The sequence below is a fragment of the Streptomyces sp. NPDC111802 genome (assembly GCF_055634335.1).
The window spans coordinates 192649-206547 of the sequence record NZ_JBVKCZ010000001.1; the positions used below are offsets into that span (position 1 = coordinate 192649).

Consider the following 13899-nt stretch of genomic DNA (forward strand, 5'->3'; position numbering starts at 1 on the left):
CCCTTCCGGATCACGGACGAGCCGCGCGGGGAGCGGACTCCAATTCTTCCTGTCGAACCTGGATGCGGCAACGAGCAATTGGGGCCACCGACCGATATCTGCTGGTGCGCGGGTTATATCCCTACCCGGCGCATGACTTTGGGATGCGTGCGGCGACGTCCACAACCAGGTTCTGGGTCTTGATGCGGACGTACGTCCAGGGCCGCGGAGGAATCCGTGCCGAATCCGTGCCGGTCGCGATCAACCCTGCATGGCCAGAACCAAAGGCATCACCCCCTGTGCCCCTGCTCGGCGGAGCATGCGCGCCGCGACGGCGAGAGTCCAGCCGGTCTCGGTGAAGTCGTCCACCAGCAGTACGGGCCCCTGGGCCTCGGCGAGCGCTGAGGCGAGGGTGGGGGGCACGATCAGCGCGCCGTCGAGGGCCTTGAGTCGCTGCGCACTGTTGCTACGGGAGACCGGGGTCGCGTCCTCGGTGTATTCCAGGGAACCCAGCAGAGGGAGTCTGCCGATATCCGCGATGCGCGCGCTCAGCGAGTTGATCAGTTGCGGCCGGGTGCGTGAGGCAATCGTGACCACGCCGACCGGGCGCGGTGAGGCGTCCTGCGCACCGGAGGCCCAGCCGCCGGGGCCCTTGGCCCAGTCGACCAGGACACCTACGACCGCGTTCGCCACGTCGTCGGGCACGGGTCCGTCCGGGGCGTGTGGCGCGAGCATCGGTCGCAGCCGGTTGCCCCAGCCGATGTCGGACAGGCGCCCCAACGCCCTGCCCGGCGCAGCCTGTTCGCCGACGGGGATACGTCCCTTGAGGTCGACGCCGATCGCCGGAAGACCGGTCGGCCACACGCGGCGCGGCTCCACCTCGACCCCCGCCCGGCCGAGGTCGTCGCGCGCGGCGTCCAGGGCGGTCGTGGACGTGTCGGCGGTGAAGCGGGCGCCCGCGCAGTTGTCGCAGCGACCGCAGGGCTTGGCCCCCTCGTCGTCGAGCTGACGCTGGAGGAACTCCATCCGGCAGCCCGTCGTCGAGGCGTAATCGCGCATCGCCTGCTGCTCGGTCCTGCGCTGCCGGGCGACCCAGTCGTACCGCTCGGCCTCGTACACCCATGGCTGCCCGGTGGCGATCCAGCCGCCCTTGACCCGCCGCACGGCCCCGTCCACGTCCAGGACCTTGAGCATGGTCTCCAGCCGAGACCGGCGCAGCTCGACCAGGGGCTCAAGGGCGGGCAGCGACAGGGCTTTGTCCGACCGCGCGAGGACGTCGAGGGTGCGGCGCACCAGGTCCTCCGAGGGGAAGGCGAGTGAGGCGAAGTACTGCCAGATCGCCTCGTCCTCCTGTCCGGGAAGGAGCAGCACCTCGGCGTGCTCGACGCCGCGTCCGGCGCGACCGACCTGCTGGTAGTAGGCGATGGGGGAGGAGGGCGAACCGAGATGCACCACAAAGCCGAGGTCGGGCTTGTCGAAGCCCATGCCGAGCGCGGAGGTGGCGATCAGCGCCTTGACCCTGTTGCCGAGCAGGTCGTCCTCGGCCTGCTGGCGGTCGGCGTTCTCCGTCTTGCCGGTATAGGAAGCGACCGTGTGTCCGCGCTGCCGCAGGAAGGCCGTGACCTCCTCGGCGGCGGCCACCGTGAGCGTGTAGATGATCCCCGAGCCCGGCAGGTCGTCGAGATGGTCGGCGAGCCAGGCCATCCGGTGTGCGGCGTCCGGCAGACGCAGAACGCTCAGGCTCAGGCTGTCCCGGTCCAGTGGACCGCGCAGCACCAGGGCGTCGGAGCTGCCACCCGTGCCGAGCTGTTCGGCGACGTCGGCGGTCACACGGGCGTTGGCGGTGGCCGTGGTCGCCAGCACGGGCACTCCGGGTGGGAGATCGGAGAGCATCGTGCGCAGCCTGCGGTAGTCCGGCCGGAAGTCGTGACCCCAGTCCGAGATGCAATGCGCCTCGTCCACCACGAGAAGTCCGGTCGCCGCGGCCAGCTTGGGCAGCACCTGGTCGCGGAAGTCGGGGTTGTTCAGGCGCTCTGGTGAGACGAGCAGCACGTCGACGTCGCCCGAGACGATCTCGCTCTGAATCGTGTCCCACTCCTCGGTGTTGGAGGAGTTGATGGTCCGCGCATGGATGCCGGCCCGGGCCGCGGCCTCGACCTGGTTGCGCATGAGCGCGAGCAGAGGGGAGACGATCACGGTGGGGCCACTGCCACGGGACCGCAGCAGGGACGTGGCCACGAAGTAGACCGCGGACTTGCCCCATCCCGTGCGCTGCACGACGAGGGCACGGCGTCTGTCGGCGACCAGTGCCTCGATCGCCCGCCACTGGTCCTCGCGCAGCCGGGCAGTGCCCGTGGTGTCCCCGACGAGGCGGGCGAGGACCGCGTCGGCCGCCGTCCGTAGATCCGCGTTGCTCGTGTGCTCCATGGGTTCCATACAACAGGACGGGACTGACAGACGGGGGATGGAGGAGAAGCTGCGGTCCCCTCGCACACCCGGGTTGTCGTGTCCCTGGTCGGAGTTATCCACAGGGCAAAGCGGAGTCTGGCAATCCGCGAGATCGTCGGCGCATGACGAACCACAGCGGAACGACTGGATCTCCTGACAACGACGGCACCTCGGGCGAGGAGCAGAACCGCGCCACCGGAGCCACTGACCCGAACGCCGCCCGTGACGTCCAGGATGTGCGGCGCGGGCAGGGTGGGTATGGCGGGCACAGCGGGCATGGCAGGCATGGGGGGCATGACGAGGTCCGAGGACGCTCGCGACCCGTGGACCCCCTCGACTGCACGGCGTACGAGGCGCACCTTCCCGAGCAGCAGGTCACCTTGCGCTCCCCGGCCGAACTGGCCGACGCCCTGCCGTATCTCCTCGGATACCGCCCCGAGGAGAGCATCGTGCTGGTCGCGGTGTACGACAAGGACGGCCGTGGCCGCTTCGGTGGCCGGGCCCGGCTTGGCATTCCCGCGAGCGCCGACGACTGGGATGCCGCGGCCGGGCAGCTGGCCCACGGGCTCGTGACGGGCAGCGAGCGCAGGGGAGCGCGGCCGGAGCAGATGGTCGCGTTCCTCTGCCAGGAACCGGCCAAGGGTGAGACTGGCCGACAGGTCATGGAACGGCTGCGACCGCTGGCCCAGAAGATGCGTGTCGCGTGCGGGAGCTTGGACGTGCCGGTGATCGAGGCCTTGTGCATCTCGGACGGCCGCTTCTGGTCGTACTGCTGCGACAGGACCGAGTGCTGTCCGTCCGAGGGCCGGCCGATGGGCCTGCCCGGTACGTCGGTGCTGGCGGCCGCGGCCGCGTATGCCGGAGTTCAGGTACGCGGCACACTGCGCGAGTTGCGGGCCAGGCTGCTGCCTTGGGAGAGCAGCGCCGCCCTGGAACAGCAGACCGCTCTGGACACCGCCGGGGCCGAGCTGGTCTCCAGGATCCTCGACGATGCGACACGCACGGGCGTGGCGGAGGAGACGCTGGAGATCGCCGAGCGGCTCAAGAGCCGGTTCGCCGCGGCCCCGCCCATGGCAGGCACGCTCACCGCGGATCTCCGTGACGACGAACTGCTCGGCCACGACGAGGCGGCGAGGCTCATTCTGGGCCTGCAGGACCGTGCGATGCGCGACCGAGTGGCCGAGTGGATGGAGGGCGACGACGCCGGTCCCGCCCTACGGCTCTGGCGAGCACTGGCCCGCCGCTGCGTCGGACCGTACAGCGAGCACGCTGCGGCGCCGCTCACCCTGGCCGGTTGGGTCGCCTGGTCCAGCGGCGATGAGTTGGAGGCTCGGGAAGCCCTCGCGATGGCGCTCGGCGCCGACTCCGACTACCTCTTCGCCCGTCTGCTGCATCAAGCCTGCAATGAGGGCCTGGACCCGGAGTCGATCCGCCGCTGCCTGCGGACCGAACGAGCGGGGCGCGAGCGGACGGATGGGGGGCCGGCGGACAAGCCGGAGTCGGGGAAGGCCGGGGAGCTGGAGCGGGGGGATGCGCTGGAACCCGCGCCGAACGCGTCGACGCCAGGTGCGGATGAGCCTCGCGGTTCTCGGCGCCAAGCGGGTTCGGTCGGCAGCCTTCCCCGGTCCGCGAGGGCCGCCGGGCGAGGGAGGGGGCCGAGCCGTCCGCGTACACCTTCGGGTGTGCGTCCGGGGTCCGACCGGCCGGGCGGCACGGCGCCGCGCGTGCTGAGGGGTGCGGATTCGCGCGGTGCGAAGAGCACGGCTCCGCGCACCTCGAAGAAGGGGGCCGTGCGTCGGAGTAGGCCCATTCCCGATGGGGGGCGTACCGGAGGTGCGTGCGCGGAGGGGGAGGAGTGAGGCCTCGCGGGCAGAGCGTTGAGCAGAGCCGCATTGAGGGACGTCGCCTTGGTGATCACCGCCTTGTCGATGACAGCCTTGGTGACGACGATCGTGCTTCGTCCGTCGCTCGAGGCCGGGGAAGTGACGGCAGTCGCTCGGTGAGGTGCGCCTGCCACACAGGCGGCCGTGGCGCCCGTGATCCACGCCGCGAGGATCAGCTCCACGAGCCGAGCCCGAGGCAGCACCAGCAGCAGAGCCCGTGCCCGCACGAGCAGCGGGGCCCGCGCCGCCACCAGCAGCGGGGCCCGCGCCCGCATGAGCAGTGGGGCCCGTGCCCGCACGAGCAGCAGTGCTCGCGCCACCATCAGCAGCGCCGCCCGAGCCGCCACAGGCGGCGCGTATGGGCCGCCGACCTGCGCCGCAGCGCCCCGCAGCGCCTCGTCCCACCTGCCGATTCCGACGAACGAGGTGGGGCGTCGGCGGGGCTATCGCCAAGAGGGCGTGACCTGGAGGGAGCTCTCCCCGTTCACCTGAGTGGCGGTACGCCGGGACCGGCAACGTCGCCGCACCGGCCCTGTCACTCCGGATCCCCCAGCCGGCGCCGCACCCGCCCGCGGCGCGATGAGCGCAGAGGAAGCCGCCCCATGTCACAGCCGACTCCGATCTCCCCGGCCGCCGACGACCGCTCGACAGCTGGTGGGGCGGTGCCGTCCCAGAGGCAGGACACGGGGCCGCGCTCGGCCGAGGGGCATGCGGGGCAGCGAGTTCCCGGGATTCCGAGCGACGCTGCCCGGAGCACCAACCGGATCCCACGGCCTTCCTGGTGGCCTATGACAGGCCAACACAGTGGCCCGGACGTACAGGGACGAGAGGTCAAGCTCCTTCATCAGCCCACAAGGCCGACGAGCCCGACCGTCGCACCCTCGTCTCCGCCCCAACGCCCGCCCTCATACACGGCCCAACGCCCGCCGGCCTCCCAGCCCCAAGGCCAGCCCCCGCCCGCCCAGCCCCCGCCCGCCCAGCCACCAACCGCAGGCCGCTTCGCCGCCCTGCCCTCCACCCACGACGCTTTGATCTGTGTGGCTCTGCCAGGCCTCGCAATCTCCACGGCCCAGGGCCAGTTGACCGGCCGGGGTCTCGACGGGATCTACCGCGCGGGCCGACGCGTACTCTCGCGCTGTCAGATCCGCGTGGCCGGACGCGAGCCGCTCGCGGTCCACGCTCGGATGACTGCCGCCGACTGCGTCCGCTTCGTGGGCACACTGCGCACCTCCCCGCAGTCCGGCCCCGATCCGGACGTCGTCGTCGAGCGCATCCGCCGTGCCGACGGCACCGAGCGGATCACGCTGCGCAGTGCGGCCGCCCGCGCCCTACGGTTGCCGATCGAGATCGCCCTGGCCACGGACCTCGCCGACCTCGGTGCCATTGCGTGCGGCGACTCGGGACCCGAACTCCCCGCCAGCGTCCACGACTCCGGCCTGCGCTGGTCGTCCGCCAAAGGGAACTCGGTCGTCACGGCCGACCCGCAGCCCTCCGACGCGCTGGCGTCGGCAGGTCTGCTGCGCTGGGAGTTCGAACTGCCCCCGGGAGGCAGCGCGAGCATCGAGCTGCGGGTGCGACCGGACGGAGCCGGACCCGTACGCGCCGTGGGCCGAGCCGCGACCAGCCCACTCGCGCCCGCACGGGCGGCAGGCGACGATCCCAGGGCGGAAGCGTTGCTGCGCACGAGCATCGACGATCTCCAGGCACTCCTGTTGCGAGACCCCGCCCACCCCTCCGACACCTACCTGGCAGCCGGGGTTCCCTGGCGCTGCGGCCTGGCCCCAGCCGAGGCCCTCGCCGCAGCCCGGATGACCCTGCCCCTGGGCACCCGGCTCGCCCTAGGCACGCTGCGCACCCTCGCTCGCACGCAACTCCGGGGTCAGGGGCCCCAGTTCGGCATGATCCCCGGGCCGAGACGCGACGCCGGCACGCGTCTGCCGCCGGGCTGCACGGGCACGGAAGCCACGCTGCTTTTCCCCGCGCTGCTCGCGGAGGCCCGGCGCTGGGGGCTGCCCGAGCCCGAGACCGAGGAACTCCTCCCGGTGGCCGAGCGGTGCCTGACCTGGCTGCGGACCAAGGTAGGAGGCAGCGGAGGCTCCACCTATCTGCCCGACCCGCAACCCGGCGGCCCCGCCCGTTGCGAGACCCAGGCCCACGCCCATCGGGCGGCACTGCTCGGCGCCGATCTGCTCGACTCCTGCGGCAGACCGGGCGGTGCCGAGCTGCGGCACTGGGCGGGGGCGCTGCGGACGGAGTTCCGGGCCGACTTCTGGATCGACGACCTGCGCGGCGGCAGGCCCGCGGCTGCCCGCGCCCCGGACGGACGCCCCGTGCCGTATCTGGGGGCTGCAGCCGCCCATCTTCTCGACACCGGCCTGCTGGGCGGAGGAGAACAGGCCCCCGGCCTGCTCGACAAGGTGCAGACCGAGCAGCTCGCCCGGTTGCTCGGAGGTCCGGCCATGGACTCGGGCTGGGGCCTGCGCGGACTGAGCGCGAAGGAGGCGGGACACAACCCGTTCGGTCACCGCAGTGGTGCGGTGAGAGTCCACGAGACCGCGGTCGCCGTCGCCGGCCTCGCCGCGGCCGACTACGAGAAGGAGGCAAGCGCATTGCTGCGGGGCCTGCTGGCGGCCGCGGAGGCGTTCGGACACCGCCTGCCCGACATGTACGCGGGGGAGCAGCGCACCGAAGGGAGCGCTCCCCTCCCGCATCCGTCGGCCTGCCGCCCCGCGGCCACGGCGGCGGCAGCCGGGGTGCTGCTGTTGACCACCCTCGCCGGCATACGCCCGGACGCCCCGGCGGGCACGGTCACGCTGCGGCCCATGCGTGGTGCGCCGCTCGGCGAGATCGTCCTGACGGGCCTCCGGGTCGCCGGCGCCCCCTTCTCCGTACGAGTCAGCCGGCTCGGTCTCGCCATGGTCGAGGAGGCCGCCGACGGGCTGCAACTGCGAACGTGACGCCACACCACAGTGGGTGTGACCTCAGGGCGGGCGTGACGCAATGCGACGTCGGGCGCGACCGCAACGACGGTGAGCATGCACTCCCACGACAGGGGCGTGACCTCACGCCGCGCCCATCAACGACGGAGGCATGACCCACGCGACGCCAGCAGTGACCGTTACGACCGCAGCCCCGAGCAATGACGGAGGGCATGACCCCTCACGACGCGACGCCAGCCGTCACCGTAATGCCCGCGGCCCCGACCAATGACGGAGGGCATGACCCCTCACGACGCCAGCCGCGACCGCAACGACCGCGGCCCCGCCCGCAACGTCCGCGAGCATGACCCCTACAACAGCGGGCCTGACCTGGCACAACCCCGACAATGGCGGCGCACGACCCACCAGACCAACACCACGCCCGAGAAGACCCCGGACCGTACCCGACCGAATTGGATCAACCATCGACGGGCTCGACGAAGGGAGTGTTTATCGTCAGGCAGACGACTATGATCGCCGCATGCCCTACGACCCGTCAGCCTTTCCGCCCTTTGCCGTCACCGTGGACCTGGTCGTGCTGACCGTGCGTCGCCATGCGTTGTGTGCGTTGGCGGTGCGCAGGGGTGAACCGCCGTTCCAGGGGCGCTGGGCCCTGCCCGGTGGGTTCGTACGGGCCGACGAGGACCTGGCGCAGGCCGCCGCGCGCGAACTGGCCGAGGAGACAGGGCTGCGCGCCCACGACCCTTCCGTCCCGGCGCAGGACAACGGCGCCCACCTGGAGCAGCTGGCGACATACGGCGACCCCAAGCGGGATCCGCGGATGCGGGTGGTCAGCGTTGCCCACCTGGCGCTGGCCCCGGACCTGCCGGCGCCCCGCGCGGGCGGGGACGCCAGCAACGCTCGCTGGGCGCCGGTCGACGAGCTGTTGCAGCAGGCAGGTTACGGCCGCGACGGCGAACCGTTCGCGCCGCTCGCCTTCGACCACGCGCAGATCCTGGCCGACGGCGTGGAGCGGGCCCGCTCCAAGATCGAGTACTCGTCGTTGGCCACGGCGTTCTGCCCCACCGAGTTCACAGTCGGGGAGCTGCGCCGGGTCTACGAGGCGGTGTGGGGTGTGGCGCTGGACCCCCGCAACTTCCACCGCAAGGTGACGGGCACACCGGGCTTCCTCGTCCCCACCGGCGGAACCACCACCCGTCAGGGCGGTCGCCCAGCCCAACTCTTCCGGGCCGGCGGAGCAACGCTGCTCAACCCCCCGATGCTGCGACCCGAAGTCTGACCAGAAAGCCAAGGGCGCAGGAAAACCAGGAGAAGCAGGAAAGCCAGGAGAGCCAGAAGAGTCACGAGAACCAGAAGAGTCACGAGAGCCAGGAGAATCAGGCGAGCCAAGGTGCGCATCGCCGCTCCGCAGGCGCTCCGACGCGTCCGGCCCCGTGCCGCGGAACGAACAGTTGCCCGACCGGGCCGATTGTCGCCAGTGCAGCACGCCTTGCTCCTCCCCGAAAAAACGGACATAGCGCGCTATCTTGCTGCGGGTGATCGAGGCGATCGGACTGACCAGCAACCCTCGCAAGGAGCTTCCCCCCGCCGTCGACGACGTTTCCTTCGAGGCTCGCGCGGGCCACGTCACCGCGCTGCTCGGAGCGTCGGGCGCGGGCAAGACGACGGCGCTCAGACTCATGCTCGAACTCCAACAGGGCCGTGGGATCACCTTCTTCAGAGGCCGTCCCCTGCACCGCATCGCGCATCCGTCGCGCGAGGTCGGCGTGCTGCTGGGCGACGTGCCCGGGCATCCGGCACGCACCGTGCGCGGTCATCTGCGCATGCTGTGTGCCGCAGCGGGAGTTCCGGCCCGGCGCGCCGACGAGGTCCTGGAGGTGGTCGGCCTCGTCAGCCTGCGTGACGAGCGCCTGGGCACCCTCTCGCGCGGCATGGACCGCCGCCTCGGGCTGGCCTGCACGCTGCTGGGCGACCCGCACACCCTCGTCCTCGACGATCCCGCGGACGGGCTCACGACCCGCGAGCGCCGTTGGCTGCACGGCGCGCTGCGCGCACACGCGGCCCAGGGCGGCACGGTCCTGCTGACCACGGCCGACCCCAAGGAAGCCGCGCGCACCGCCGACCGGGTCGTCACGCTGGATCGGGGCACGCTCGTCGCCGACCAGGACGCCTCCGACTTCGCACGCACCCGGCTGCGCCCCCGCGTCGCCGTCCGCACCCCGCACGCCTCCCGCCTCGCCGCTCTGCTCACCAAGGACGCGCGTGCCGCGCACCGCTCCGTCGAGGTCATCCGCGAGAACGGCAACCGGATCTCGGTGTACGGCAGTACCTGCGCCGCCGTCGGCGAGATCGCGTTCCGCAACGGCATCCTCGTGCATCAACTCGCCGATGAAATCGGGGACATGGGGCCGGACACGGGCTCGACCGAGTCACGGGCCGACGATGCGCCGGAGGCGGCGTACCGGGACGTGGCCGCCGTCGGCGACCGTAGGCGCCAGGTCGACACCGTGCCGATGAAGGGCGAGGAGCAGACCGGGGCGAGCGAGCTCGTGGCGACGTCCGAGCTGTCGCGGACGGCGGCCGGAGGGCAGGCCGGAGCCGCTTCACACGACGAGTCCGCGGAGAGTCCAGGGGCCGGCACGGATGACTCTTCGTCGGAGGCCGCCGGTGCCCGCCCGTCCGCCTCTCGCCTCGATGCCCTGCCGGATCTCCCGCCCCCCATCTCCGTCCGCCCCGCCCCCAGCCCCCTCCGCCCCCTCCGGTACGAGCTGCGGCGCGCGGCCGGTGTCGGCACGGGGTTCGTCACCGCGGCCGTCGTGCTCGTGGTGTCCGCCCTCACTGCCGTGATGCTGGCCCGCATCGGGCACACGCCACGCGCACGCCTGCTGGTCGCGTGGCCGCGGGAGCTTCCGCTGCCGCCCGCGGCGCTCGGGGCCGGGCTGCTCGGTGCGATCGCGTTCGGCGACGAGTTCCGCCACCCCGCCCTGGCGGCGGATCGCGGCACCGTCCCCCGTCGGCTGGGGCTGCTGGCCGCCAAACTCCTCGTCGCCTCCGCCACCGCCCTGGCGCTGGCCGTGCTCACCCTGGGCTGCGACATCGAGGTGCTCTATCTCGTCTACGGACGGGAGCTCGCGGAAGTTCCCGCCGACTGGCTTTCGCTGAGCACGAGTTGGATCGGGCTCGTGGTCGGCTGCGCGTGGGCCGGCGTGCTCGCCGCGGGCCTGTTCCGGTCCACCACGGCCGGGCTCGCCGCGGTGGTCACGGTGCCCATCGTCGTCGTACCCCTCGTGCAGAAGGTCCTGGAAGGGCCGTCCGTGCGGACGGCGGCCGGGTTTCCGCTGCGGCTGCGGGAGGTGCTCCTGTCGCAGTGGCCGTTCGGGGGAGAGCGGTATCTGGCGGCCGCGGCCCGGCTGATCGGTCAACCCGTGGGCGGCGCACTGACGTTGTCGCTCACCGCACTGCTCTGCGCCTATCTCTACACGACCCTGCGGAGCAGGGTCCGATGACGACCGTCCGTGACGCTCTCGGTTCTGTCGTGCTCACAACTCCCCCGGGAAAGCCCATTTCTTTCCGATAAGGCGTCAATTGCGACGGGGTGAGCGATCACCCTTTCGTGTGCTTTTCACCAAAGACCTCAAGGGAGTTGGAGACGGCGCCGACAAAGGATGCGTGAGTACCCTTGCGCACACCATGATGACCGCCGCCCGCGCCGCCGACTCCGGTCTTGCCGGCCCGGGCGATCTCGACCGCTACCCCTACGCCGAGGCCCCCGTCGCCGACCGCGTCGGACCCTCCGCCTGGGAAGGCGCGGATCCGGAACTGGGCCGGGTCGGCCGGCGAACCGCGGGCAGCCGCGGACGCGGGCTGCACGGCCAACTCGTCCAACAGCTGGGCCAGATGATCGTCTCCGGCGACCTGGGCGCCGACCGCCCGCTCGTTCCCGAGGAGATCGGCCAGCGTTTCGAGGTCTCCCGCACCGTCGTCCGTGAGTCGCTCCGCGTTCTGGAGGCCAAGGGCCTGGTCAGCGCCCGCCCGAACGTCGGCACGCGCGTGCGCCCCGTCAGTGACTGGAACCTCCTGGACCCGGACATCATCGAATGGCGGGCCTTCGGGCCGCAGCGCGACGACCAGCGCCGCGAGCTGAGCGAGCTCCGCTGGACGATCGAGCCGCTCGCCGCCCGCCTCGCCGCCGGGCACGGGCGCGACGACGTCCAGCAGCGGCTCGGCGACATGGTCGAGATCATGAACCATGCGATGGGGCAGGGCGACGTCCTCACGTTCTCCCGCGCCGACGCCGAGTTCCACTCGCTGCTCATCCAGGTCGCGGGCAACCGCATGCTGGAGCACCTTTCGGGGATCGTCTCGGCCGCCCTCCAGGTCTCCGGTGGCCCCGTGACCGGCTGTGACCGGCCGAACGAGACGTCGCTGGCGCAGCACAGCAGGATCGTCGACGCCCTCGCCGCCGGCGACGGCTCGGCGGCCGAGACGGCCATGCGCCAGCTGCTCACCGTCCATCCGGAGGTGGAGCGCGTAGTGCCCGCGCCCCGCGAGCACTGACCGCGCACCCGGGTGGCGCGGCCCGGAACGCCACCCCCTCCTGTGGCGCTCCCGGCCTGCGCACCCCCTCCCGTCGGACCCGCGAGATCCGTCACGGATCTCGCGGGTCCGACGGTGTGACGAGGTGGTGGAATCGCCGTACGATGCGTGACGCAAGCCGCCGACGACCAGTTCTGTCCATGTCTGCCTGCTTTTGATCGGTTACGGGATGTGACTCGGGCCACGCGGATTGGGCGTAACACTTGGGGAAACAGCGCGATGACCTAAGAGGTGACAGCCGAGGAGGGAATACGGACGCCGCTCACGGCGCTGTGCATCTTCCCGGCCCCCGCCCGCACCGTCGGCCCAATCCCCAAGGCCGGTGGTCGGCTCCTGTCCGCCATGGACGGGGCCGGAAGCCGTTTTCCAACGTTCCGAGAGGTTGTTCGTGTCGGCCAGCACATCCCGTACGCTCCCGCCGGAGATCGCCGAGTCCGTCTCTGTCATGGCTCTTATCGAGCGGGGAAAGGCTGAGGGGCAGATCGCCGGCGACGATGTGCGTCGGGCCTTCGAAGCCGACCAGATTCCGGCCACTCAGTGGAAGAACGTACTGCGCAGCCTCAACCAGATCCTCGAGGAAGAGGGTGTGACGCTGATGGTCAGTGCCGCGGAGCCCAAGCGCACCCGAAAGAGCGTCGCAGCGAAGAGTCCGGCCAAGCGCACCGCCACCAAGACGGTCGCGGCGAAGACGGTGACCGCCAAGAAGGCGACCGCCACCGCCACGCCCGCGGTCCCCGCCGCCGAACCCGCCGTCGAGGACGAGGGCACCGCCAAGAAGGCCGCCGCGAAGAAGACGACCGCCAAGAAGACTGCGGCGAAGAAGACGACGGCGGCGGCCAAGAAGACGGCCGCGAAGAAGACGACGGCGGCCAAGAAGGACGACGCCGAGCTGATCGAGGAAGAGACCCTCGAGGAGACCAAGCCCGGTGAGGAGCCCGAGGGCACCGAAAGCGCAGGCTTCGTGCTCTCCGACGAGGACGAGGACGACGCGCCCGCGCAGCAGGTCGCGGCCGCCGGTGCCACCGCCGACCCGGTCAAGGACTACCTCAAGCAGATCGGCAAGGTCCCCCTGCTCAACGCCGAGCAGGAGGTCGAGCTCGCCAAGCGCATCGAGGCGGGCCTCTTCGCCGAGGACAAGCTGGCCAACGCCGACAAGCTCGCCCCGAAGCTCAAGCGCGAGCTGGAGATCATCGCCGAGGACGGCCGCCGCGCCAAGAACCACCTCCTGGAGGCCAACCTCCGTCTGGTGGTCTCCCTGGCCAAGCGCTACACCGGCCGCGGCATGCTCTTCCTGGACCTCATCCAGGAGGGCAACCTCGGTCTGATCCGCGCGGTCGAGAAGTTCGACTACACCAAGGGCTACAAGTTCTCCACGTACGCCACCTGGTGGATCCGTCAGGCGATCACCCGCGCCATGGCCGACCAGGCCCGCACCATCCGTATCCCGGTGCACATGGTCGAGGTCATCAACAAGCTCGCGCGTGTGCAGCGCCAGATGCTCCAGGACCTGGGCCGCGAGCCCACCCCGGAGGAGCTGGCCAAGGAACTCGACATGACCCCGGAGAAGGTCATCGAGGTCCAGAAGTACGGCCGCGAGCCCATCTCCCTGCACACCCCGCTGGGCGAGGACGGCGACAGCGAGTTCGGTGACCTCATCGAGGACTCCGAGGCCGTCGTCCCGGCCGACGCGGTCAGCTTCACGCTCCTCCAGGAGCAGCTGCACTCCGTCCTCGACACGCTCTCCGAGCGCGAGGCCGGCGTCGTCTCCATGCGCTTCGGTCTCACCGACGGTCAGCCGAAGACCCTCGACGAGATCGGCAAGGTGTACGGCGTCACGCGCGAGCGCATCCGTCAGATCGAGTCCAAGACCATGTCGAAGCTGCGCCACCCGTCGCGGTCCCAGGTGCTGCGCGACTACCTCGACTAGGTCGTAGCGGCCCAAAGCTCGACCAGGTCGTAGTCGTACGACACACAAGGCCCGGTCCCCCGAGTGGGGACCGGGCCTTCGTGCTGCTCCGCAGGTGCGGGGTCCGGCGGGCTGACTCACTCTGGGT

Annotated in this window: 7 protein-coding genes; 6 read left to right on the plus strand and 1 reads right to left on the minus strand. The window is 71.3% G+C overall.

Annotated features, from left to right (window positions below; translation table 11 throughout):
- Window positions 1–240: 240 nt before the first annotated feature.
- Complete coding sequence (locus ACZ7NC_RS00925) at window positions 241–2406, minus strand: RecQ family ATP-dependent DNA helicase (RefSeq protein ID WP_471483733.1); 2166 nt, start codon at window positions 2404–2406, stop codon at window positions 241–243.
- 143 nt (window positions 2407–2549) lie between these two features.
- On the opposite strand from ACZ7NC_RS00925, the gene ACZ7NC_RS00930 reads away from it, so the two are divergent.
- The 6 genes from ACZ7NC_RS00930 to ACZ7NC_RS00955 all read left to right on the plus strand — a co-directional run bounded on the left by ACZ7NC_RS00930 (window position 2550) and on the right by ACZ7NC_RS00955 (window position 13772).
- Window positions 2550–4286 (plus strand): DUF4192 domain-containing protein, encoded by a 1737-nt coding sequence (locus ACZ7NC_RS00930; RefSeq protein ID WP_471483734.1) that lies wholly within the window; start codon window positions 2550–2552, stop codon window positions 4284–4286.
- A gap of 1055 nt (window positions 4287–5341) precedes the next feature.
- Window positions 5342–7267: a glycogen debranching N-terminal domain-containing protein gene (locus tag ACZ7NC_RS00935; RefSeq protein ID WP_471483977.1), complete on the plus strand. Its 1926-nt coding sequence runs from the start codon at window positions 5342–5344 to the stop codon at window positions 7265–7267.
- A gap of 502 nt (window positions 7268–7769) precedes the next feature.
- Entirely contained in the window at window positions 7770–8528 is a 759-nt protein-coding gene (locus ACZ7NC_RS00940) for an NUDIX hydrolase (RefSeq protein WP_471483736.1), read from the plus strand.
- A gap of 256 nt (window positions 8529–8784) precedes the next feature.
- Entirely contained in the window at window positions 8785–10755 is a 1971-nt protein-coding gene (locus tag ACZ7NC_RS00945) for an ABC transporter ATP-binding protein (protein WP_471483738.1), read from the plus strand.
- Window positions 10756–10918: 163 nt separating this feature from the next.
- Window positions 10919–11806: a FadR/GntR family transcriptional regulator gene (locus tag ACZ7NC_RS00950; RefSeq protein WP_471483740.1), complete on the plus strand. Its 888-nt coding sequence runs from the start codon at window positions 10919–10921 to the stop codon at window positions 11804–11806.
- Window positions 11807–12233: 427 nt separating this feature from the next.
- The gene (locus ACZ7NC_RS00955; RefSeq protein ID WP_471483742.1) at window positions 12234–13772 is read left to right on the plus strand and encodes an RNA polymerase sigma factor; all 1539 of its coding nucleotides are present in this window, start codon (window positions 12234–12236) and stop codon (window positions 13770–13772) included.
- Window positions 13773–13899 lie beyond the last annotated feature (127 nt).